The organism is uncultured Lactobacillus sp. (genome assembly GCF_948948975.1).
In the GTDB taxonomy this organism is placed as follows: domain Bacteria; phylum Bacillota; class Bacilli; order Lactobacillales; family Lactobacillaceae; genus Lactobacillus.
On record NZ_CARBVX010000001.1, the window covers coordinates 163,514 to 187,784 of the forward strand.

The following is a 24,271-nucleotide window of genomic DNA, read 5'->3' on the forward strand; positions in this document are numbered from 1 at the left end:
CGGTTCCATCGCCTACTACTTCACTCTTCTTAAGTGAGTCTAAGTCGTAAGATGGCAAGTCTAACTTGGTTCCGTCACCTACTGCTTTACCTTTTTTAAGTGAGTCTAAATCATAGGTAGGCAATTCATAGTTTGTACCGTCACCCAAGATGTCACCGCGCTTATTTTGTTCAGGATTAGCAAAAATTGAACTTCTGAAATCATCAGTCTGCTTCAATTCAGCTGCTAATATAGCGGCTTTTAAGTCATTAATCAAGCTTGCACCTTTTCCTTGAGATCTAAGTGCTAATTCTTGATCAACAGTAGACTGCATTAGATTTTGTAAATCATCCCAATTATTTAATTGGACATTCTTTTTATTGAGAGTAATGGTAATTGGCTTAAAATCTTGTCGTTTATCAATCCGTTCCTTAAACATTGCTTTTTTAAAGGTCGCGTAATCGTTATTATATTCGCCCCTAAAAATCTTTTCTAAAGCATACGTATCACTCAATGATTTCTTATCATTTTTTGCATCTTTAGCATATTTATTAGTGACATAGGAAATAAAGCCATCATTCCAACCTTTGGCAGCAAGCAATTCAAAAGCAGTTTTCCGGAAAGTAATCCCACCTGAAGCAGATGTAGAGCTCTGTACTCCAGCATAATCGGGTGCATACATAGAAATCTGTTGATAAACATTATTTCCATAAGTGCCAGCTTTATATCCACGACTAGCGATGATATTGTTATCAATAAAATCATCAATTGAGGTTAATTTTTCAGCAACCTCACTACTAATTGGTCCTGTGATAACATCAGATTTTTTAGCAGAGTCGTAACTAATTTGAGAATACATTAATTGCTTCTCTTTTGCAGATTTATCTACCATAGCTTGAGCTTCAGCATAATCAAGTAGATAAGTTACGTCAAATAATCCGTGCATGTATTCATGTAGATCTTCTCTTGATTGAAAACGTTGCGGACTTTTATTTGTAGTTCGATTTGCTGCATCAAAAGTTAATACAGTATTCAATCCATACGAAGCAGGGGTTGAATTCCAAGGTGACTGCAGTAGACCTTCAGCATATAATTCTACTCCTGTGCCAGGGCGGTGCTGGAATCCATCTAAATAAATACTATTATCAAAAATATGAGTCATTTCATGTGAAAAAATAGCGGCACCGCCATAATCTGAAATTACTTTTGCAACATAATAACGAACTTCATTGCCTCCAGCATCTGCTGTAATACCAGGAGGCGGATAAGTTTTACCTAACGGACCAAAGAATTTTGCCATTGCCGGTATATCAGTATCCTTCTTAGTTAACCATCTACGGCCACCCTTTTTACTGGAATCAATTGCATCATAACTATCCCAAACTAGAGTATTAGCATTGGCTAAACGTGTCTTTCCTTTATTATTAGCTATACGATACCAGAAATCAAAATACTCTCTCCAGCCAGTTGAAAGGCGCGTAATTTCCTTATGTACCGCTTGAACTTTTTCTTGATAAACTTCTGGATCCTTATGATATTTAACATCAATATATGGATCATAAGAGCCAAAAATTACTGTTCCAAGTGCTGAAACGACATACATATCATCACTTTTAATATTTAAAAGTGGCAAGATATATTCTTGAAGACTCTTATTAGTTGATAAACGATGATAGATATGAAGATTTAAATCTGGTAATTCTTTTGAGAAAATTTCATCAATATAAACACCCGTATTCGATCTAAACCAATCTTCATCAGAAAGCTCTGGAGTCCATTTTTTACGCAAATCTCCTAAGAAAGTAACTAGATCTGACTTAGTATTTAACATTGGTGCTAGCTTTTCATTAAAAGTAGTTACCGTATTTCCCGGATTTAATTGATTAGGTGATAAATTTCCAATATTAGATAACCAATCAATTGAATCTAAATTTGATCCGAATGATTTTGGATTGAACATCATTGCAGGTAAAATAGTCTTATCTCCGTATGAAACATTATACCAACGATTAAGATAAGACATCCCTATCATAATTTCGCCTGCATTACTGCTTACTCGTTGCCTTGCAGTATCTATATTATCTGCATGTTCAAGAAGCTGCGGTACCAAAGTTGGCAATTGATTATATATATCATAAAAGCTATCAATCAAGCTGCTACTTGATAAAACAATATTATTCCAATTCCTAAGGTTTTGTTTTGGATCACCATCAAAGGCGTCATGCTTAACTTGTTTTAAGCTATCTGTAACTGATTTAATAAGATTAGGATCATACTTTTCCTCTGTTTGTTTGGATTGTTGATCACTAGTAGTATCATCAGAAATATTATTTTCTTGATTATTAGTATCTTCTTTTAAAATAGTATTTTGATTCTCTACAGTACTTTGATCATTTTTTAAATCTAGATTGTTGTTATCAGGAAGATCTACATCTGAGTTTGTTTTAGTCTCTACATTTGTCAGACTTGTTTTGTCATCCTGAGTATTATCTTGCGGAGTTACAGTTTCTATTTTTGCGGAGTTACTATTTGTATTTTCTGCAACAGTAATTTCATTTTTATTGTCTGAGGTCTGATTTTCAGTCTTTTGAACTTGTGGTTCACTATCAGCATGAACAGTCGTTGTTGTAGTAGCCAGAAACGCTAATCCTACAGCAACAGAAGTTAATCCAACACTAAGCTTACGCAAAGCATATCGATATTGAGAATTTTTTTGCATATTAGGCCTCCAATTTCTTTAATTTAAGTTATTTCTCAATTATAACTTAAGTTATACTGATTTTAAATAAGTTAACTTCACTTAACTGAAAAGTAATAATGCCATAGAAAAATTTTTAAAAAATGAGGTATGAACTCGAATATCTTCATACCTCATTTTTTATATACTATTGCTTATTAATTCTTTTGCATACCTAAGAACTGGTAATTCTCGATTAGCAATCAATTGTCCTAGTTTAGTGTCAGTTTGTTTTTCGTATGCAGCAACTGCTTCTTCATAGGTTAATTTTAAAGTCGATAAGTGAAAATCGTCAATTTCTGCTTGCGTTAAGTGTTTTTCACCAAAAGAATCTATTTTACACAAAAAGTAATTATTAATATTATGCCGATGAATTAAGTTATAGTAGTCGCTTACCGTACCGATTTTACAAAGAATATTAACGTTGGCACCTAATTCCTCTTTCAGCTCTCTTTTGAGTGCTGTTATTAGATCCTCACCAGGTTCAACCCCACCACCAGATGTTTCAATGAAAGTACCCGTACCAAAAATATCGTCTCTATGAACTTTTACAAAATAATAGTTCTGTTGCTCATCTACTACAATAGCTCGAACAACTTGCCGATCATGATCAATATTAGTCTTAGTCCACTGCGTATCTTTCAGTTCAAGTTTTAACTCTTGCATGTTTATTCCTCCTTTTTGATTCAAGTCATTCAGCTAGTCATAATTTAAGCCATCTTGATTATAAATAAGTATCATTTAGTACAAACACAGCATGACTCATCATTTTATATGCGCCTAATATTCTTTATATTATAAAAAACATGGTCTTATCTGCACTCTTACCCAAACACTTCAGTTGCAGCAATCACCTTTAATAGCGACTCATCTGCCTTATCTCTTCCATATGCATCAAGAAAGCGATCACGATACTTATTAGTCTTCAAATTAAACCAGAGAGTCCAAACACCCCAAAATAAATCAATATGGCGATCACCAACTCCGCCGCAATCAACATCAATGAAGCCTGAAAACTTCCAGTTATCAAGAATAATATTTGGTAAACAATAGTCGCCATGAAGTAAAACTTTGTCCTGCAAAGCATCTTTACCTGCTTCCAAAACCTGATGAGCCTCTTCTGCTGAACGATAGCCAAAGCTATCAGGAAAAGCTGACGTATCATAATTTCCTGTTTGGTAGTTTTTCTCGGCGGTTGCTAAATATTCGATCGTTCTATCCATAATTGGGCAATCAGCATAATCTGTTTCGTGCAGCTTTCTTAATTCGTAAGCAATCGTATCACATAAGCGTTCTGGATTCGAAAGATATTCTGAATCGACGCAATCTTTTCCCTTGAGCGCCTTTGTCAAAAGCCAATCATAATCATTTGCAGTATAATCTAATACTTCTGCGCTAAGCCCCTTTGAGTAAAAGTACTGCGTCATCTTGGCTTCTTTTTCTAATTTTCCCAGGCTAGCTCTTTTTAAATAATAGCCTTCGTCTTTATCTACAAAATATACTCTTGCTTCAGGCGAAGAGGAACTATCATAAATTGGTGATCCAGAGATAAAATTTTTAATCTCTTTTGGTAATTCTTCTGGAATCTTAGTAATTAAAGTCTTTTTCACTGATTGATCCTATTAATAAATACTAATTACAGCTCTCCATAATAATGATGCAAAATATAATCAGAAGTTCTCTTTAAAGTTAGATAGTCAATATTATTAGAGAAAAGCATTATCATTTGCTTAGTTTTATAGTCAGCCACAAAGCATGAATTATATCCTGGGATACTACCTTCGGCACGAATTATATTCCCCTTAAAATATACTCCGCCGAAGTAGGCTACTTCTTGACCTTTAGTTTGCTGATAAAATTGATTAATCATCTTAGGATCTTTTAAAACTTCGTTATAAACGAATTTCCAATAATCATTTGGAGATATAAATAAATTTCCTGCTCCAAAGTCAGAAGATGTGGTTACTGTTACCGTGTGCCAACTAACATTTTCATTTAACGGCTGTGGAATTTCTTTTTTATTAACTTCGGAAAAATCTTTTATCTGGTTAAGATGAAGAGGTTTTGCAAATTGATTTTGAATGTAATTATTATAAGTCAAATTACTTTCTCGACTAATAATTGCTGCCAATAATTCATAGTCTACATCCTGATAATCCCAAGTATGAAGATGGTCATATTGCATATGGTCAAGCATATATGCAATTTGTTCTTGTTGGTTTTTTAGAGGTGCAGAGGGGCGAGCATTATTGATCAATCCACTTGTATGATTCATTAATTCCCGAATCGTTATGTCACTGCTACCTGGAACTTGAGGGAAATACTTAGATAAAGGTGTATTCCAATTGAGCTTCTTTTTTTGTTGAAGTTGATAAATTCCAGTTCCTGTCATAATTTTTTGCAAAGAAGCTGTAGGAAACAATTGATTAGCCTTCACTATCTTTTCTTTATTAGTAGTTTCATTATTTTCAATTACAACTGGTTTTCCATCTTTGCCAGTGACTAACATTACTCCATTAATATGATGAGATTTCATGTAGCTTTTAAGATCTTTTGCCGTATTTCTATTCCCAGGACTCATCTTACCGCCCGGTATTACAAATAAAAGCAATGAAAAAGCACAAAGCGCCATGAAAATATATAAAATGAACTTTTTTAGATGCATAACGAATTCCTTTTCTTGCTATACTAGGTTTTAAAACTTGTGTTTTTCCTTTTATTGTCTTTATTTAATTGTAATTCTTGAATATAAAGATCCTCAACCCCTTTTTAAGACAAAAAAATATGCTGCATGCTTTTTACAAATCACACAGCATATTTTAAATTTCAATAGTCGTTATTTCTTCTCCAGCACCGCTACAGCTTCAACATGCGGAGTTTGCGGGAACATATCCACTGGGTCAATCTCATTAAAGTCATAACCTTGTTCCTTGAACAGTTGTAAGTCACGCACCATAGTTGCTGGATTACATGAAATATAAACAATCTTCTTGGGATTTGTTTCCACAGCAGCGTCAATAAATTCAGGAGTTAAACCTTTTCTAGGTGGGTCAACAAAGATGACGTCAGTCTTTAAGCCTTCTTTAGCCCAGCGTGGCATTACTTCTTCTGCTTTACCTACAACATATTCTGCATTATTAATACCATTTAATTTAGCATTGGCATTAGCATCTTCAACAGCGGGCTCAATGACTTCCATCCCCCGCACCGCCTTAACATGCTTAGCCACACTAAGCCCAATGGTACCAATACCAGAATAAGCATCGATTACGACATCATCTGGCTTAAGATCAGCCTTTTGAATAGCTAAATCATACAAACGAGGAGTTTGCAGAGAATTAATTTGGAAGAAACTTTGTGGAGAAATTTTAAAACTAACATCCCCAATTTTATCGGTAATTTGTGGTTCTCCCCAGAGCAAGTAATCCTTTTTACCTAAGATTACATTCGTCTTTTTAGGATTATGGTTCAAAACTACGCTAGTAACGCCCTTGATCTCACTAATTTCTTTAGTAACTTCTTTTAATTGTGGAAAATCTTTATGTAAGCATACTAAAATCACCATAATTTCGCCCGTTGCTTTAGAACGGCGAACTTCAAGATAGCGCACTTCTCCCTTATTATGAATCTCATCATAAGCAGGAACATGATTCTTTCTCAAAATGTCGCGTACCTTAATTAAAACTCGATCAATTTCTGGATCTGTAGTAAAGAAGTTAGTCAACGGCACCAAGTCATGGGAATGTTTTCTAAAAAAGCCAATATCAAGCTTGCCATTAACTTCACGTACTGGCACTTGCGCCTTATTCCGATAACCAGTTTCTTCTGGACTAGGCATCGTTTGACCTACTTTAACATTATCTAAGTCTGCTTTATGCAGTAAATTAACAACTTGATTACGTTTAAATTCGAGCTGTTTATCATACTTAATATGAGCAAGAGATGCTAGCCCCGTTTGAACCCATTGACGAAGTTTTACATTAATCCGATCTGGACTCTCTTTTTTAATTTTTTCAATTTTAGCAAAAGCAAAATTTTTCTTTACTTTTAAAAGTTTGGCAGAAACAATTTCACCTGGAAGAGCGTTATTTACAAAAACAGTCATTCCATCTAAATGAGCAACACCCATTGCTTCATAAGACAAGTCTGTAATTTCTAAGTCAACTATTTGATTTTTTTGCATAATTCAATCCTCAATATTTAGATCATTGTTACTATTTTACTAAAAAATATTATTGCTTTTTAAAAGAGTACGCACTAAAAATACTTAAGATAATTCCTAAAATTAAGCCACAAATTAATAAACTCCATGATCCCAAAACAAAGTCGCCTTTTATCCATAGATTATTTAAGAGCATCCCCCAGTCAAATGGCCACCACATGCTCCAAGTCGTACGACTTAAAAACATTGCTAAGATGGATCCTAAAAAACCAATTCCTAGTGCAAAATATAAGTTAGTAATTCGTACGAGCCAAGAATAAAATGGCACCAGCCATGACGATGTTAATAAAACTCCAATTACTGAACAAATCATTAAGCCTATTTCTTCGGTACTCGAAAAAATAAAACGAATGCAGATCATCAAAACTATAAAAATCCCGCTCATGATACATGCTTGAATAACTCCATGGAGAATTCTACCAATTTCATAGCTCAATAAGTCTTGTGGGGATGTCAAGATTTCTCTAAATTTCGTTGCTTGCTTTTGATAATAAGTACTGAGTCCTACAAGTAAACCAATTGACATATTCAACCAAAAGTAACTCCATTGTCCCATCATTAATTGAACTAGATATTGGTTATCCCAGAAAACAGCGGTCATCATCAAAACAGCAATTACTGGTAGTAGCCATACTAGTAAGCGAACTACACTATGTTTCGTTTTTAAAAATTCAACTTTTAAAATATTAGTCATGCTTTATGCCTGCCTTTTCTAAAGTTGAGATGAATAATTCTTCTAAATCTGTTTCTGGTTCATAATCTTCTTCTAGAAGTAATTTTCCATCACCTAAAATAGCAATTCGATCTGCAACCTTTTGAATCTCAGAAAGCATGTGACTAGCTATAATTATTGTTTTTCCTTGCCTTTTCTCTAGCATCAAAAGCTCACGCAACTCATGAATACCAAAAGTATCAAGACCATTTGTTGGCTCATCCAAAATAACTAAATCAGGATCTCCCATAAAAGCTAAAGCAATTCCTAAACGTTGTCTCATCCCTGTAGAAAATTCCTTAACTTTTTCTTGATTATGATCACCAAACCCTAATGTATTTAAGATTTGTTCCTGATTTTTATTTTCAACACGGTGAAGTTTTAGTTTTAATTTGATATTTTCTTCAACAGTTAAATTATCAAATAATCCTGGTTCTTCAATTAAGGAACCAATTACTTTTAAATCTTCTCTTTTCCAATCTTTACCTTTGAAAGTAACCACACCTTCAGTTTGCTTTTCAACTCCACTAATTATTTTTAGTAGTGTCGACTTTCCAGCTCCATTTGGTCCCATAATACAGTAGATTTTACCAGTAGGAACATGAAGATTGATTTGATCTAAAACATGCTTATGTTTAAAATGTTTTCCTAATTCTTTGGTGGTTAAAATATCATTCATCTTAATCCCTCAATTTAAATTTTTAGTTTTTTCTATACCTATTTATTTTACCGCTCAGACTGCATAATTCGAAATCTTATTATTTTTATTAATAAATTCATTGACATCTTTTTTTAAGCTTGCTATCATAATTGCAATAATTATCGTCACAGTAGTGCTTATGTTAGGCGTCAGAGAGCTGGTGGTGAAGTGCGAACCAGTCAGGCATAAGTTACGAATTACAACGATCCATCTTTATTCGGCCACAATCAGTGCCGTTATCACCTGATCAGAGTGCTGCAATTTGCAGTAAATAGGTGGTACCACGGTAATGCGTCCTGTTGATTAATTTCAACAGGACTTTTTTATTGGAGGATTTTTTATGAAAAAGAAAGTTTCTTTTACCGAAGCAATTATTATCTTACTTTTGCTTCTACTTATTTTAGGTATTTCAGTTATTAATTTTGGACTGATGCCAGAAGTTCCCGTTCTATTTACAGTATGTTTATTATTATTTTGGCTTAGAATTCGCGGAAATGACTGGTCTTCAATTCAAGATGGAATTAAAGAAGGGATCGGCGTAGCTATTATTCCCATTTTTATTTTTATCCTAATTGGAACTTTAATTGGACTATGGATTAAAGGAAGTATTATTCCGTCAATCATGGTATTAGGTTTTCACTTAATTAGTGGACAATTTTTTGTTCCATCTGTCTTCATTGTCTGTTCAATTGTTGGTCTTGCCATCGGAAGTGGTTTTACAACAATTTCAACTGTTGGGATTGCTCTCTTCGGAATTGGGGCGAGCATGAATGCTAATCCAGCTCTTGTTGCTGGCGCAATCATTTCTGGAGCAGTTTTTGGAGATAAAATGTCTCCTTTATCTGATTCAACTAATCTTTCTTCTGCAGTTGCAGAAAGTGAATTATTTGCCCATATAAAGAACATGATGTGGTCCACTATTCCTGCCTTTGTTGTTTCTTTAATTCTTTTTTGGATTCTAGGAAACAGTGGTTCAATTGACGCTTCAAAAATTAATCACACCGTTTCTATCTTAGAGCATAACTTTACTATTACTTGGTGGGCAATTATACCAATCTTATTGATGTTAATTTGTGCATGGCGAAAAATTCCTGCAATTCCTACCTTATTTTTAAATATTACAGTTACAGTCATTATGATTTTTATTCAAAATCCGCACCAATCTATTACTGACTTAACTAACTTAATTATGAAAGGCTTTGTAGCAAAAACTAGTGATTCATCTGTTAATGCCCTTTTAACCAGAGGTGGTATCTCCAGCATGATGGATACAGTTGGTTTAATTATTGCCACCTTATCTCTTGGTGGACTCCTCATGAAATTCAATATTGTTCAAACTGCTATGGAACCGCTAGTTGAACATCTTAAAAAACCAGGTCGTTTAGTCATCACTACTATTCTTTCAGGCATTTGTATCAACTTATTTGTTGGTGAACAATACCTTTCAGTAATTCTACCAGGGCGTGCCTTTAAACAAGCTTACGACCGAATTGGTCTTCACCCACTTGCTTTAAGCCGTGTTCTTGAAGACGGAGGAAGTGTAATTAACTACTTAATTCCATGGGGAGTTGCGGGATCTTTTGCAGCTTCTACTCTTGGTGTGCCCGTCTTAGCCTTTATTCCATTTACTTTCTTTAGTTTGCTTTCTCCTCTTTTCTCAATTCTTTCAGGAGTTACAGGAATCGGTTTAAAATGGCAAAAGACTCCTAAAAATTAATTTACCTAATTAAATCCGTACTATAAAATTAATTTACCTAATTAAATCCGTACTATATACGCTTACACAGTAAAATAGTACGGATTTTTATTGACGAATTTTTAATTACATTGTAAATTATTAGTAATTAAAAAAATATTAAAGAGGAGGAATTTGATGACAACAAATCATTTTCTAGTACTACAAACTGACTTTGGCTTAAAAGATGGAGCTGTTAGTGCCATGCACGGAGTAGCACATATGGTTGCGCCACATGTTATTGTGTCCGACTTAACTCATGAGATTCCGCCTTATGATATTTGGGCTGCATCTTATCGTCTCTATCAAACTATTAAGTATTGGCCAAAAGGTACAACTTTTGTTTCAGTTGTTGATCCGGGAGTAGGATCTAAGCGAAAAAGTATTGCCGCTAAGACTAAAAGCGGCCACTTCATCATTACACCAGATAATGGTTCCTTGACTCATATTGCAACTTATATGGGTCTAGACGAAGTACGAGAAATTGACGAACACAAGAATCGTCTTCCCTATTCTTCAGAAAGTAATACTTTCCATGGCCGTGATATCTATGCTTATAATGGGGCATTACTTGCTGAAGGAGAAAAATCTTTTGAAGATTTAGGCGAAACATTAGATCCAACTTCAGTTGTTAAACTACCACTTACTGAGGCCAGTCTAGAAAACGATCATCTACGCGGATCAATTGATGTTTTAGATATTCGCTTTGGTTCTTTATGGACTAATATTCCTTATGATTTAATTAAAAAGGCGAATATTCAACGTGGTGATAAACTTACTGTTACTATTACTTATCAAGACCAAGTTTATTATCATGACACACTACCTTTTGTCCGGTCTTTTGCCGATGCACCAATCAATGATCCTTTAATCTATATTAATTCACTAGTTAATGTCGGCATTGCCTTAAACCAAGCTTCATTTGCGGATACCTATAATATTGGTACAGGAAATGACTGGAAAATTGATTTAATAAAAGAATAATTTATTTACGGGGGAAAATTATGAATAATCAAAAAGGCTTATCAGTAAAAAGTGTTGTTGCAATTGGTATTGGGGCTGCCATTTATGTTATTTTAGCTCGTTTCACATCAATTCCAACTGGTATTCCAAACACTAACATTGAAATCGTGTATCCATTTTTAGCATTGCTTGCGACCATTTATGGACCAGTTGTTGGTTTTTCCGTGGGATTCATTGGTCATGCCCTAAGTGATTTCTTAATGTATGGACAAACTTGGTGGAGCTGGGTCCTTGCAACTGCTGTTCTAGGTTTAATTATTGGACTCTATGGTATGCGTCTTGATTTAGAGAACGGTGTTTTCACTACTAAACAAATGATCGGTTTTAATATTGTCCAAATTATTGCTAATGTTGTTTCTTGGTTAATCATCGCTCCAGTTGGAGATATTTTGATTTACAGTGAACCTCAAAACAAAGTTTTCTTACAAGGAGCAACTGCAACCATCACTAACTCAATCTCTATTCTTATTTTAGGAACTATCTTCCTTAAAGCTTATGCAGCGACTAAAGTTAAAAAAGGTAGTTTACGTAGAGATTAATTATGAAAGGTTACTCAATTAATGACAGAACCTATTATTGAATTTAAAGATTTTTCATTTAAATATAATAGCCAAGCAGAACCCACTCTTAAAAATATTAATTTGAAGATTAATAAAGGAGAAAAAATTCTTTTGGCTGGACCTTCAGGCAGCGGCAAATCAACAATTGGTCGCTGCCTTAATGGTCTTATTCCAAATATTGATCAAGGTGAAGTTGAAGGAAAATGTTTAGTGAATGGGAAAGATATCACTAACACAAGTCTTTTTGACTTTTCATTCACTACTTCAACTATCTTACAAGATGCTGATAGTCAATTCATTGGCTTAACAGTTGGTGAAGATATCGCTTTTGCTTTAGAAAATGACTGTCAACCTAAAGATAAAATGCACCAAACTGTAAACCAGTGGGCTGATGAATTAAAAATCAAAGAATTACTTACTCAATCTCCACAAAGTCTTTCTGGAGGCCAAAAGCAAATTGTTGCCTTAGCTGGAGTTTTAGTCGACGAGTCACCTATTTTATTATTCGATGAGCCACTTGCTAATCTAGATCCTGCTTCTGGGCTTAAAACGATGGCAATTATCGATAAAATTCAAAAGGAACTTAATGCGACAGTTATAATTATTGAACATCGCGTAGAAGAAGTCCTCAGTCAACCAATTGACAGAATTATTTTAGTAAATGAAGGTACGATTGTTGCTGATCAGCCTACTAATCAGCTGCTACATTCTCATACCTTAGAAAAAATTGGCGTTAGAGAGCCACTATACCTAAAAGCTCTTACAGCTGCTAATATAAATCTAAGTTCTATTAAAGAAGTAGACCAAATATCAACTCTCCCTGTTTCTGAAAAAATCAGCGATAAATTAGCAGCTTGGACTAAACAAGCTAAAATCACCAAAAAAGAATCAGATAATTTACCGTTATTAAAATTAGATCACGTTGGTCATCAATACAGTAAAAATCAACCGTATCCCTTAAAAGATGTTTCTACTACTATTAATCAAGGCGACTTTATTTCAATAGTTGGACAAAATGGTGCAGGCAAAACTACCCTTTGCCGAACTATTTGTGGTTTTATTTCTAACAAAGGAAAAATCACCCTTAAGGACCAAAATTTAAATGACCTATCAATTAAAGAGAGAGCCGAAAAGATTGGTTATGTAATGCAAGATCCTAATCAAATGATTTCTCAAAAAATGATCTTTGATGAAATTGCTCTGGGTTTACGTTTACGCAATGTTGATGAAGAAACAATCAAGCAAAAAGTCGATCAAACTTTGAAAATTTGTGGGCTTTATCCCTTTAGACATTGGCCAATTTCCGCATTAAGTTTTGGACAGAAAAAGCGGGTCACAATTGCTGCAATTTTGGTCTTAGAACCAGAGATTATTATTTTAGATGAGCCAACTGCTGGTCAAGACTGGAAGACCTATACGGAAATTATGAGCTTTTTAAAGCACCTAAATACTATAGGTAAAACAATCATTATTATCACACATGATATGCATTTGATGCTTGAGTACACTAATCGATCTCTAGCATTTGCTAAAGGTAAATTAATTGCAGATACTACCCCAAGTGAATTATTAACCAATCCAGATTTAATTAAAGAAGCTTCATTAAAACGAACTAGTCTTTATGATTTAGCAAAACATTATAACTTATCTGATCCAAATAAATTTGTGCAAGCCTATATTAATTTTGAACAACAAAACTGGAAGGATGAAGATTATGAATGATAGTAAAATTTTGGGCTACCAGCCAGGCAATAGTTTTATTCATGCCCTTAACGCAACTACAAAAATGATCTTTTTAATTCTAGTATCTATTGCTTGTATGGTTACCTATGATACTCGCTTCTTGATTGCTATCTGTATCCTATCCTTAATTTTGTTAAAAGTTGCTGGTATCAAGTGGAAGCAAGTTTCTTTTATTGTTAAATTCATTATTGTTTTTGCCATTATTAATATCATCGCTGTTTTTATTTTTCAGCCAACTTATGGTGAGACACTCTACCATTCAAAGACAGTTCTAATCAATGCAGGATATTTTACCTTAACCGCACAGGAACTATTTTATTTATTTAACGTAATTTTGAAGTATATCTGTTCTATCCCATTGGTTCTCCTCTTCTTGTTAACTACTAATCCTAGTCAATTTGCAGCTAGTCTAAATAAAATTGGTGTTAGTTATAAAGTTGCCTATGCTGTTTCTCTAGCATTGCGCTATATTCCTAATATTCAAGAAAGTTATTGGTCAATCTCTGCTGCTCAACAAGCAAGAGGAAATGAACTTTCTAAAAAAGCTTCTCTTGGAAAGAGAATTCATGGAACTTTAAATATCGTTACCCCACTTATTTTTTCAAGTCTTGATCGTATCGATACAATTAGTACGGCAATGCAACTTCGTCGATTTGGCTCTAAAAAGAAACGTACTTGGTATGTGGCAGAAAATTTCAACTTAGCTGATTATTTAGTTACTACTTTAGCCTTTATTTTGGTATTAGTTGTAATTTTGCTCTTTAAAGTTAACTCTGGTCGTTTCTATAATCCTTTTGTATAAAAGTTTCTTTTACTGTCAAGATAAGTTAAAATATACTAATAAAAAGAAAGAGGGAAAGGAAGAGCTATATGAATAACTTTTCACAAGAACCAGAACGTCGTACAATTGTTGACGTAACTGGCTTAAATAGATTCTTAAGTAGAATGTATGGCATGATGACAATTGCTGTTTTAGTATCAGCTTTAAGTGCTTACTTAACCATGACTGTCTTTAGAACACAAGTCATGACTTTATTTGCTAGGAATCCAGCTATGACTTGGATTTTATTGTTAGTTCCACTTGCTTTAACTTTCGGAATTAGTTTTAGAGCTACACGAAATCCAGTAGCAAGCTTTGTAATGCTAATGATCATGGCAATTATATATGGAGTTGAATTTTCATTAATTGCCGGTGCTTATACTGGACGTAGTATTGCTTCTGCATTCGTAGCTTCCTCTACTGTATTCATTACAATGGCTGTAATTGGTACTACCACTAAAAAGAACTTAAATAATTTAGGATCATATGCTTCAGCAGCTTTAATTGGTTTAATTGTTGCAATGTTAATTAACATGTTCTTAAGAAACCCAATGGTTTCCTATATCTTCTCATTTATTGCAGTTATTATCTTTACTATCTTAACTGCTTGGGATGCACAAAGAATGAAGCAAATCTACGAAAACTACAGTGGTCAAGTTTCAGTTGACGGCTTAGCAGTTGCGGGTGCTTTAGCACTTTACTTAGATTTCGTTAACTTGTTCTTACAATTTTTACAAATCTTTGGATTTAGCGATAGAAATTAATATTCTACATAAAAAGCTACTAAATCTTGGTATTAATGCCTTGATTTAGTAGCTTTTTTTGTTTATTAATATTTATTATTCAATTTTGCCAATAATTTCTTCTTCATAAGCCTCATCGTGTATTGAAGCAATATTTTCATCATAATTGAATTCTGCCGTATGCTTATTTTTAAGCTTGACTTTATAAGTAGCTCCCATCTTGAACCATTCATATTCTGAGTCAATATGACCCACATCGACTAATTGATTATCTAAATCTTGAAGATCATCAACGATTACCTTAGCTGTTGGTCCAAGCATCAACAAAATCAACCTATCTTCTGCATTTTCTCGAATCATTTGTTCTATTTGGTTAACTTTTTGGTATGCATTTCTTGATGGTGCAATAATTCTTTTAACCGACTTAGTATTATCAAATAAGTCGTTACCAACTCCTGAACGTGTTAACGCTCCTTCAACAATTAAGACATCTTTTTCTTTCCAAATCTGCTTAAGTTTATTAAACCAACTAGCACTTTTAGATTTATCAATTCGATCAATATATGGTCTGGAAATAAAGGTATTGCTATAGATATTTTCTGTTTTTTCTATTTCTGTTAGAAGATGTTGATTGTTAACAAAGAAATTAGTTTCATAAAAATCTTTGGTGTATTGACCATAATCTTCTAAACTTTCAAATACATCTGGAAGAGCAACATCGTATTTATTATTACTTCCAGCAAAAAGAATCTGTTTTAATTTTCTCGACAGATTTTCATCATATGCTTGATAAGTAATATCATTTCCATTAATTAAACTTAATTCTCCATCACCAAAGCGAATAATGGATTTTTTCTTATTAATAAGTCGATCTAGTGATTCATCCATTCCTCTGACCTGAATATTAAAAAGTTGAGGAGCTAAGTGGTCAGTAGGACTTGTTCCTAACTTTTGGATTACCTCTGCCATTTCATCAATTTGATCGTCTTCAAAGACTTTATAGGCATCATAATTTATACTTTCAGATCTTGAAGAATTAAAGGACAAAATAGGAACTTGTCGGTGCTTTATCCGATTAAGTACCATTTTATTTTTACTACCATAATTAATATCAAGGTAAACTGTACACATATTAATAAGCTCAATTTGTTTTTTAGCAGTAGCACTTGGATATATAGTGACGTTATCATATTGAGATAAATGACTTAATAAAAAAGCAACTGGAGTAAATGCCGCAATACTAAAGTGAATATTAGGTAATTTTTTTACTAGCTCTTCTAAGTTTTGAACTTCAGCGACATTGGTAAGCATATAGGCTTCTCCCTCAAATTGAGGATACTTTTTTGTATTAAAATTAATATCTTTAGAAATAATTTTTGACCATTCTAGATTATGATACTTCCACCATTTTTCTCTTAAAGCAGTCGTATTGGTAATATTAAAGGGCTTATCTTCATCAGTAAAATGAATAATAGCAGGTTCTTTTATATGATCAAAGAATGAATAAAAACTGTCTTTATCATTCCAATAACTGTTTCTCTCATAGCCAATTTGGTAATTATATTTTGGATCTAGCTTTCCATAGTTCTGCGCAAATCCTTCATTCATCATAACCTGAGTGTTATTTAGATTATATTTCCTCCCCAAATCCAATAATTGGTTTCCGATATTGTTGTTATGCCAAAATCTATTATTAATTAATAAGACCCCTGAATTAAAGTAATCAGGATTAAAGTAGTCCACTATAGTATAGAGAGGTCTAGCTTCAATATTAGTTTCAAAAAGCTGATCTAAATTTTTGTCCACAATCACATCACTATCTAAATAAAGAACTTTATCTTCTTTAATTAATTCTGGAATCAAAAATTTGCCATATACCATCTTAGAAATTCGATCTTCAGGATTTGGCATATCTTTAAAACGACTAAGATCAATTTTTACATCAATAATTTCTGAATTTATCTTTTTCAAATATCGATTAATATTCATAAACCACTCGTGTGGAATATCAGGATTAATAATATAGGTTTTTACATCTTGATTATGAGCATAAATAGACTTTAATGTTGTTTCTGCTTGATCAATCCAGCTATAGTCTACACTTAATGCAATTGTCTTCATTATTCAATTTCTCCAATAATTTCATTCTCATAAGTTTGGTCATGGATTGCCCCAATATTATCATCAAAATTAAACTCTGCCGTATGCTTATTCTTCAACCTCACTTTATAAGTAGCTCCCATCTTGAACCATTCATATTCTGAATCAATATGACCTAGGTCTATAAGCTGATTATTTAAATCTTGGAGATCATCTATAATTACCTTTGCTGTCGGTCCAAGCATCAACAAAATCAACTTATCTTCTGCATTTTCTCGGATCGTTTGTTCTATTTGATCAATTTTTTGGTATGCATTCTTTGATGGAGCAAGAATTCTTTTAATCGATTTAGTATTAGCAAATAAATCATTACCTACCCCAGAACGTGTAAGGGTACCTTCAACAATTAAGACATCTTTATTCTTCCAAATCTGCTTAAGCTTATCAAACCAAATTGCACTTTTAGATTTATCAATTCGATCCATATACGGTCTGGAAATAAAAGCGTTACTGTAAATATTATTAGTACTCTCTATTTCTGCTAAATCTTTTCGATTTCTCGGAAAGAAATCATTTATATAGTAAACTTTTGCATACATCCCATAGGCCCCTAAGCCATCAAACACATCTGGAAGAGCTACATCATATTTATCATTACCACCTTGTAAGAGAATATGTTTGAGACGTTTTGAAAGATTTTCATCATAAGTTTGATACCCTATTTCTTTTTTATTAATTAAATAGAATTCTCCATCCCCAAAACGAACAATTGACTTATTTTTATTGAGAATACGATCCAAAGTTTCATCTATACTTCTAACACGAATATCATACCTTTTTTCAGCTGTTTTTGAAGATTTTTTTACTGTATCTTCTATAGAATGAGCCATTTTATCAATCTCACTATCCTCAAAGATATGATAATTTTTATAATTTAAGTTTATAGATTTTGAAGCCCTAAACGAAAAAATTGGAATATTTTTAGCCTTAATTCGATCAATTACTAGTTCTTCTTTTCGTCCATAATTAATATCTAGGTAAACATCACAATTATTAATCAATTCAATTTGTTTGTGTGGGATGACACTTGGATATATAGTCACATTATCATATTGAGATAAATGACTTAATAAAAAAGCAACTGGAGTAAATGCTGCAATGCTAAAGTGAATATTAGGTAATTTTTTTACTAGCTCTTCTAAATTTTGAACTTCAGCGACATTGGTAAGCATATAGGCTTCTCCCTCAAATTGAGGATACTTTTTTGTATTAAAATTAATATCTTTAGAAATAATTTTTGACCATTCTAGATTATGATACTTCCACCATTTTTCTCTTAAAGCAGTCGTATTGGTAATATTAAAGGGCTTATCTCGCTCAGTAAAATGAATAATTTTAGGGATCTTTACTTGATCAAAGAATGCATAAAAACTATCTTTATCATTCCAATAACTTTTTCGCTCATAGCCAATTTGATAATTATATTTTGGATCTAGCTTTCCATAATTCTGCGCAAATCCTTCATTCATCATAACCTGAGTATTATTTAGATTATATTTCTTCCCTAAATCCAATAATTGATTTCCATATTGTTGTTATGCCAAAATCTATTATTGATTAATAAGACTCCTGAATTAAATTGAGTCGGATTAAAATAATCCGTTACTGTATAAAGTGGTCTATCTTCAATATTAGTTTCAAAAAGCTGATCTAAATTTTGGTCCACAATTACATCACTATCTAAGTAAAGAACTTTATCTTCTTTAATTAATTCTGGAATCAAAAATTTGCCATATACCATCTTAGAAATTCGATCTTCAGGATTTGGCATATCTTTAAAACGACTAAGATCAATTTTTACATCAATAATTTCTGAATTTATCTTTTTCAAATATCGATTAATATTCATAAACCACTCGTGTGGAATATCAGGATTAATAATATAGGTTTTTACATCTTGATTATGTGCATAAATAGACTTCAAAGTTGTTTCTGCCTTATCAATCCAACTATAATCAACACTTAAGGCGACTGTCTTCATTACCTAATTTCTCCGATAATTTCACTTTCATAAGTCCTATCGTGAACTGTTGCAATATTTTCATCAAAATTGAATTCCGCTGTATGCTTATTTTCAAGCTTAACTTTATGAGTAGCACCCATCTTGAACCATTCATATTCTGAATCAATATGACCTAAATCAATAATTTGATTCTCTAAATCTTGCAAATCATCCACAACTACTTTCGCTGTTGGCCCAAGCATCAACAAAATCAGCCTATCTTCTGCATTTTCTCGAATCATTTGTTCTATTTGATCAATTTTTTGGTATGCATTCTTTGATGGAGCAATAATTCTTTTAATTGATTTAGTATTAGTAAATAAATCATTTCCTACTCCTGAACGCGTCAGTGCTCCCTCTATGATTAGGAGATCACGACCATTCCAAAGTTGTTTCAATTTATCAAAGTATGCAGCACTTTTACTTTTATCAACTAGATCAATATATGGTCTTGAAATAAAAGTTGAACCATACCAATTACCAGTTTGTCCAATTTCTTTTAAGAAACTTTCATTATTTGGAAAGAAAGATGTTTCATAGAATGATTGAGTAAAATCTTGATAACGCTCCGGTTTGGTAAATACATCTGGTAAACAAACCAAGGTATTATTAAATTGGCCCCGCAAAATAATATCTTTTAGTCGATTGGCAAGTTCTGAATTATAGGTTTGATAAGGAATTGAGGCTCCTCTAATTAAATCAAATTCACCATCTCCAAAACGAATTACAGATTTATTGTCTTGCAAAATCAAGTCTAATGATTCATCCATATCTTTTACTCTAATATTATAGTTTGGAGCATTAGTTTTTACTGTCTCTTTAATCGCTTCTGCCATTTCATCAATTTGATTATCATGAAAGACATGATAATTATCATAATCCAAATTTTGAGACTTAGTCTGATCAAAAGAAAAGATTGGAACATTTCTCTTCATAATTCTTTCAATTACTTCATTAGCTTTAGGCTCATAGGTAATATCTAAATAAATATCTGCTTCATTTATTTCTCTATCCAAAGTTTTTCCTATAATCTGTGGAAAAAGTCTAACATTGTCATATTGTGTTAACTTGAGTAAAAGAAAAGCCATTGGTGTATACGCAGCAATATTGAATCTTATATTTGGCAATTTTTGAATCAATTGCTCAATATTCTGCGTTTCAGCTACATTAGTAAGAATAAAAGCTTCCCCATCAAAAGATAGATCTTTAACTCTACTTTTATCAAAACTGCTATATTTAGAAATAATTTCTGACCATTCTAGTCTTCTATAATGCCACCATTTATTTCGTAAACTAACTGTTGATACTAAGTTAAATGGCTTGTCTTCAGTAATAAAGTGAATTATTTTTGGTTTTTTAACTTTATCAAGAAATTGTGTAGTTTTTTGCAGATTTCCCCAAAAAGCTGCTTTTTCAAAACCAATTTGGTAATTATAAGATAGATCTAATTCTTCGATTTTATCTTTAAATACTTCATTAATCACAGTCTGATCACCATTTCGAAGATTAGGATCTTTTGCTTTTTCTAAAAGGCTAGAAACTATGTTACTTTCCTTCCACTTTTTATTATTAATCAATAACATTCCCGAATTAAATTCTGCAGGAACTTGATAGTCACGCACACCACAAACCCATTTATTTTCTAAATCAATATTAAATAATTCATCTAAATTGGCATCCACAACTATATCACAATCTAAATATAGTACTTTATCTTCTTTAATTAATTCAGGAATTAGTATTCTCGCAAAAGCAATATTTTTAATTCCTCGAAAAGTGGAATTCACGTCATCTAAATATGCTTGATTAATTTTTTTATCTACAATTTGTGAACCTATTTGATTAAGATATTGATTCAAATTAATAAACCATTCGTGTGGAATATCGGGATTTATAACATAGATTTTTACTTTTTGATTATGATAAATAATTGACTTAATAGTTGTTTCAATTTTATCCACATATCCATAATCACCATTTAATACTATCGTTTTCAAACTTATCACTCATTTCTGCTAATATTTAAACATCTAACTTTTTATAAGTTATCTAATATGTGCTACTTAAAATCTATTATATAACACTTATATTCTAGTTTTTCCATAACCATTTAATACTATTTTTCCTTATTAATAAAGATCAATTAGCAAGCTTTTATATTGTCTATACCGTATAAAAGAAAAAAGGAACCAAACAGTATTTCTTAACTGCTTAATTCCTTATAGAAGCTTAAATACAAATTAATTACAAATAAAGTCTAATACTTAAAAATATCGCTTTTATTTCTTTTTAATTTTCAGAATTATTTCTTTTTGATACTGTGGATTATCTTCCTCACCCAAATATCTATCAGCAACTTCGGCCATATGCTTATTTTTGCCAATCGGCACTACATATTTAGCACCCATTTTAAACCATTCATATTCTGTATCAATATGACCGATATCAAGTATTTGATTATCCAAATCTTGTAAATCATTAACAATTACTTTAGCCGTCGGTCCAAGCATCAATAAGATCAACTTATTCTGAGCATTACTTCTAATTGCTTCCTCAATTTCATCAACTTGATTAAAAGCATCCGCAGCTGGACAAATTATTCGTTGAATTGACTTTGCATTTTCAAAAAGATCATTGCCAACACCGGAACGAGTATATTCACCTTCAACAATTAAAATATCCTTATCCTTCCAAATATCCCTAAGTTTATCGACATAATGTTGGCTTTTACTTTTATCCCTAAAACTTATATACATTCTAGACATAAAAGTCGAGCCATACGAATACTTTGACTTTTCAATTTCTTTAAATAAGTCACTAAATTTGGGTAAAACCCCTAAGGCATAGTAGCCTCGCATTTCATTATATCTGTCTAAATTAGTAAAAATATCTGGCAAGCACGTTAATATCTTAGAATTATGGTTATTTAGAATACAATCCTTTAACACCTTTGCTAACTTTGAATTAGAATGTTGATAACGAATATCTTCACCATATATCAAGTCTAGTTCACCATCTCCGATTCGCACCACAGATTTCTTATTTTCAATTATTTCATCTAAAGTTTCATCAATTGATTTGACTGAAATATCAAAAACATCATCAAACGTTTTTCGAGAATTATTTGCTGGCAATTTATTAACTTGATTTATCAAATCATCCATACTCTCAAATACATAATAGTTGTTACCCTTTTCAGAATATTGAGTGTCACTAAAAGCAAAGGTAGGAATGTCTAACATATTTAATACAGTTTCAATATATGTATCTTTATCACCATAGCCGATATCAAAACAAAGATCTGTTTTTTCAATAATTGATTTTAAGTGATAATTTAAAATTTGAGGATATAAAGTAACATTTTCATTCTGTGTTAAAACATCTAAGCCTGCATATAAATCTCGTTTGGAGACAATATTAAAGTGAATGTTTGGTAACTGTTTAATTAATTCTTCCGCTCCATGATTTTCCGCATAATTCAGAAAAATAAGAGCTTCTTTATCAAAATTCTTCTTAATTCGGTTAGGGATTACACGGGCAACTACTTCTGACCATTCACTACTATAATAATTCCACCATTTCTTATTTAATCGTTTAGGAGAATTTTCTCTAATTAGCCTATAGTCAGTAGCATATTGGATAATTGCAGGCTTATCCACAGTATCTTCATAATACAGATATGAGTTTGTCAACTCAAAATTAGAATTTCCAAAGCTAATTTGATAATTATAAATTTCAGGTAGTTTACCAATATTGATACCGAAGCCATTATTAATCATCGTTTGATCATCAATGAAATCATAATTTTTAGCTAATTCTAAAAATTGATTACCAATATTATTATTGCGCCAATAGATATTGTTCATAAGCATAACATTCGTATTAAACTTATCAGGATGGACAAAATCAACTGTTGCATATAAAGGCTTGTCATTAACATCAGTAGCGAATAGCTTATCTAAATTTTTATCAATAATTGTATTATTGCCTAAATAAAGTACTTTATCTTCATTTACCAACTCTGGAATTAAAAACTTGCCGTATTCTATTTTTGACCGATTATCCCCCTTTAATTCTGGCAATTTATTAAAACGATTCAAGTCTATTTTTTTGTCAATTATTTTCGAATTAATATTATTTAGAAAAGAATTGATATTTACAAACCATTCGTGTGATATATCAGAATTAATAATATAAACTCTAATATCTTTATTATTAGTAAAAAGAGACTTCAAAGTTGTTTCGATTTGGCTAAGCTTATCATAATTAGCACATAAAACAATTGTTTTCATTTATTTTCTATACTCCTCCACCATATTCCCAGTATCTTCTAACTACTATCATTATTAATAAAAAATCTACTCTTATCAATAAAATTCTATAATGTAAGCAACAATATCTAAAGTAATTTTGCTCTTAGATATTTCTGTTAAAAATTTAAAGACAATAGAAATGAAAAATAGTTAGTGCATTAGTTATATTTTCTAAATATGCAGTCGTCAACGGATTTTTCAATATTAATACTCATAAAATAAAGCCTTGAAATTAATTTCAAGGCTTTATTTCTATTCTTTATTATTTTCTATTTTTTCTCTTTTTGTTTCTCAATCCTAATAAAGCTCCTAAAGTAGTTGCAACAATTCCTAACAAACCTGAATCATTTTTAGCACCAGTTTGTGGAAGTTTCCGATTGATAGAGCGTGCCGTCCTTCTATGAACTTTATTTACTCTAGTTACCTCAACTGAATCCGATTTTCTTCTATTTGGATAGAAATGCGTCTCAGTGGTTGTACCTGGAGTTATTTGTTCAGTTTGATTGTTAAGTGAAGTTGATGGAGTTTCAGAAGGTATCAAACTTTGAGAAACTGAGTGACTATTCAGCGTAGAAGTTGATGTGTTTGAGTTGCTTAAGCTTTCACTCATGCTTACTGAGTTGCTTAGGCTCTCACTCATGCTTACTGAGTTGCTTAAGCTTTCACTCATGCTTACCGAGTTACTTAGACTTTCACTCATGCTTACTGAGTTGCTTAGACTTTCGCTCATGCTTACTAAGTTACTCAAACTTTCGCTCATACTTACTGAGTTACTCAAGCTTTCGCTCATGCTTACTAAGTTACTCAAACTTTCACTCATTG

The 24,271-nt window shown here is 32.2% G+C and carries 17 protein-coding genes and 1 pseudogene; 6 read left to right on the plus strand and 12 right to left on the minus strand.

Features of this window, described 5'->3' with window-relative positions; translation table 11 throughout:
- The 7 genes from Q9R40_RS00835 to Q9R40_RS00865 form a co-directional block, all read right to left on the minus strand.
- Positions 1 to 2,698 (minus strand): ZmpA/ZmpB/ZmpC family metallo-endopeptidase (locus tag Q9R40_RS00835; RefSeq protein ID WP_304675923.1); only part of this gene is annotated, 2,698 nt, incomplete at its 3' end.
- A gap of 159 nt (positions 2,699 to 2,857) precedes the next feature.
- Complete coding sequence (locus Q9R40_RS00840) at positions 2,858 to 3,382, minus strand: NUDIX domain-containing protein (RefSeq protein WP_023599867.1); 525 nt, start codon at positions 3,380 to 3,382, stop codon at positions 2,858 to 2,860.
- A gap of 158 nt (positions 3,383 to 3,540) precedes the next feature.
- Complete coding sequence (locus Q9R40_RS00845; RefSeq protein ID WP_304675924.1) at positions 3,541 to 4,326, minus strand: aminoglycoside 3'-phosphotransferase; 786 nt, start codon at positions 4,324 to 4,326, stop codon at positions 3,541 to 3,543.
- A 26-nt stretch (positions 4,327 to 4,352) separates the two neighbouring features.
- Entirely contained in the window at positions 4,353 to 5,381 is a 1,029-nt protein-coding gene (locus tag Q9R40_RS00850) for a serine hydrolase (protein WP_304675925.1), read from the minus strand.
- A gap of 171 nt (positions 5,382 to 5,552) precedes the next feature.
- A complete protein-coding gene (gene rlmD / locus Q9R40_RS00855) occupies positions 5,553 to 6,899 on the minus strand; it encodes a 23S rRNA (uracil(1939)-C(5))-methyltransferase RlmD (RefSeq protein ID WP_304675926.1) in 1,347 nt (448 codons plus the stop codon).
- Positions 6,900 to 6,948: 49 nt separating this feature from the next.
- Positions 6,949 to 7,632 carry an MFS transporter permease gene (locus Q9R40_RS00860; RefSeq protein ID WP_304675927.1) on the minus strand — a complete coding sequence of 228 codons (684 nt, stop codon included), beginning with the start codon at positions 7,630 to 7,632 and terminating at the stop codon, positions 6,949 to 6,951.
- Entirely contained in the window at positions 7,625 to 8,329 is a 705-nt protein-coding gene (locus Q9R40_RS00865) for an ABC transporter ATP-binding protein (protein ID WP_304675928.1), read from the minus strand. Before Q9R40_RS00865 ends, Q9R40_RS00860 begins: the two co-directional genes overlap by 8 nt.
- 361 nt (positions 8,330 to 8,690) lie before the next feature.
- On the opposite strand from Q9R40_RS00865, the gene nhaC reads away from it, so the two are divergent.
- From nhaC to Q9R40_RS00895, 6 genes are all read left to right on the plus strand, one after another.
- On the plus strand, positions 8,691 to 10,067 hold the full coding sequence (gene nhaC / locus Q9R40_RS00870; RefSeq protein ID WP_304675929.1) for a Na+/H+ antiporter NhaC: 1,377 nt from the start codon (positions 8,691 to 8,693) through the stop codon (positions 10,065 to 10,067).
- Positions 10,068 to 10,223: 156 nt separating this feature from the next.
- Positions 10,224 to 11,069, plus strand: a complete 846-nt coding sequence (locus Q9R40_RS00875) for an S-adenosyl-l-methionine hydroxide adenosyltransferase family protein (RefSeq protein ID WP_298507062.1) — start codon at positions 10,224 to 10,226, stop codon at positions 11,067 to 11,069.
- A gap of 20 nt (positions 11,070 to 11,089) precedes the next feature.
- Entirely contained in the window at positions 11,090 to 11,647 is a 558-nt protein-coding gene (locus Q9R40_RS00880; protein ID WP_304675930.1) for an ECF-type riboflavin transporter substrate-binding protein, read from the plus strand.
- A gap of 21 nt (positions 11,648 to 11,668) precedes the next feature.
- Entirely contained in the window at positions 11,669 to 13,390 is a 1,722-nt protein-coding gene (locus tag Q9R40_RS00885; RefSeq protein ID WP_304675931.1) for an ABC transporter ATP-binding protein, read from the plus strand.
- Positions 13,383 to 14,213 carry an energy-coupling factor transporter transmembrane protein EcfT gene (locus Q9R40_RS00890; RefSeq protein WP_004897850.1) on the plus strand — a complete coding sequence of 277 codons (831 nt, stop codon included), beginning with the start codon at positions 13,383 to 13,385 and terminating at the stop codon, positions 14,211 to 14,213. Before Q9R40_RS00885 ends, Q9R40_RS00890 begins: the two co-directional genes overlap by 8 nt.
- 68 nt (positions 14,214 to 14,281) lie before the next feature.
- Positions 14,282 to 14,995 carry a Bax inhibitor-1/YccA family protein gene (locus Q9R40_RS00895; protein ID WP_023599876.1) on the plus strand — a complete coding sequence of 238 codons (714 nt, stop codon included), beginning with the start codon at positions 14,282 to 14,284 and terminating at the stop codon, positions 14,993 to 14,995.
- Between the two features lie 75 nt (positions 14,996 to 15,070).
- Here Q9R40_RS00895 and Q9R40_RS00900 read toward each other — a convergent pair whose 3' ends face one another.
- The 5 genes and pseudogenes from Q9R40_RS00900 to Q9R40_RS00920 form a co-directional block, all read right to left on the minus strand.
- Positions 15,071 to 17,095 carry an SP_1767 family glycosyltransferase gene (locus Q9R40_RS00900; protein WP_304675932.1) on the minus strand — a complete coding sequence of 675 codons (2,025 nt, stop codon included), beginning with the start codon at positions 17,093 to 17,095 and terminating at the stop codon, positions 15,071 to 15,073.
- Positions 17,095 to 19,115 (minus strand): annotated as a pseudogene (locus tag Q9R40_RS00905) (SP_1767 family glycosyltransferase). Before Q9R40_RS00905 ends, Q9R40_RS00900 begins: the two are co-directional and overlap by 1 nt.
- Positions 19,115 to 21,133 carry an SP_1767 family glycosyltransferase gene (locus Q9R40_RS00910; protein WP_300735128.1) on the minus strand — a complete coding sequence of 673 codons (2,019 nt, stop codon included), beginning with the start codon at positions 21,131 to 21,133 and terminating at the stop codon, positions 19,115 to 19,117. Before Q9R40_RS00910 ends, Q9R40_RS00905 begins: the two are co-directional and overlap by 1 nt.
- A 282-nt stretch (positions 21,134 to 21,415) precedes the next feature.
- A complete protein-coding gene (locus tag Q9R40_RS00915; RefSeq protein WP_304675933.1) occupies positions 21,416 to 23,428 on the minus strand; it encodes an SP_1767 family glycosyltransferase in 2,013 nt (670 codons plus the stop codon).
- Between the two features lie 283 nt (positions 23,429 to 23,711).
- A partial coding sequence (locus Q9R40_RS00920) for an LPXTG cell wall anchor domain-containing protein (protein WP_304675934.1) occupies positions 23,712 to 24,271 on the minus strand: 560 nt, incomplete at its 5' end.

Coding starts and splice junctions, on each gene's coding strand:
- Q9R40_RS00885 (WP_304675931.1), top strand. CDS start 11,669: ATGACAGAACCTATTATTGAATTTAAAGATTTTTCATTTAAATATAAT.
- rlmD (WP_304675926.1), bottom strand. CDS start 6,899: ATGCAAAAAAATCAAATAGTTGACTTAGAAATTACAGACTTGTCTTAT.
- Q9R40_RS00890 (WP_004897850.1), top strand. CDS start 13,383: ATGAATGATAGTAAAATTTTGGGCTACCAGCCAGGCAATAGTTTTATT.
- Q9R40_RS00850 (WP_304675925.1), bottom strand. CDS start 5,381: ATGCATCTAAAAAAGTTCATTTTATATATTTTCATGGCGCTTTGTGCT.
- Q9R40_RS00865 (WP_304675928.1), bottom strand. CDS start 8,329: ATGAATGATATTTTAACCACCAAAGAATTAGGAAAACATTTTAAACAT.
- Q9R40_RS00900 (WP_304675932.1), bottom strand. CDS start 17,095: ATGAAGACAATTGCATTAAGTGTAGACTATAGCTGGATTGATCAAGCA.
- Q9R40_RS00840 (WP_023599867.1), bottom strand. CDS start 3,382: ATGCAAGAGTTAAAACTTGAACTGAAAGATACGCAGTGGACTAAGACT.
- Q9R40_RS00880 (WP_304675930.1), top strand. CDS start 11,090: ATGAATAATCAAAAAGGCTTATCAGTAAAAAGTGTTGTTGCAATTGGT.
- Q9R40_RS00895 (WP_023599876.1), top strand. CDS start 14,282: ATGAATAACTTTTCACAAGAACCAGAACGTCGTACAATTGTTGACGTA.
- nhaC (WP_304675929.1), top strand. CDS start 8,691: ATGAAAAAGAAAGTTTCTTTTACCGAAGCAATTATTATCTTACTTTTG.
- Q9R40_RS00860 (WP_304675927.1), bottom strand. CDS start 7,632: ATGACTAATATTTTAAAAGTTGAATTTTTAAAAACGAAACATAGTGTA.
- Q9R40_RS00875 (WP_298507062.1), top strand. CDS start 10,224: ATGACAACAAATCATTTTCTAGTACTACAAACTGACTTTGGCTTAAAA.
- Q9R40_RS00915 (WP_304675933.1), bottom strand. CDS start 23,428: ATGAAAACAATTGTTTTATGTGCTAATTATGATAAGCTTAGCCAAATC.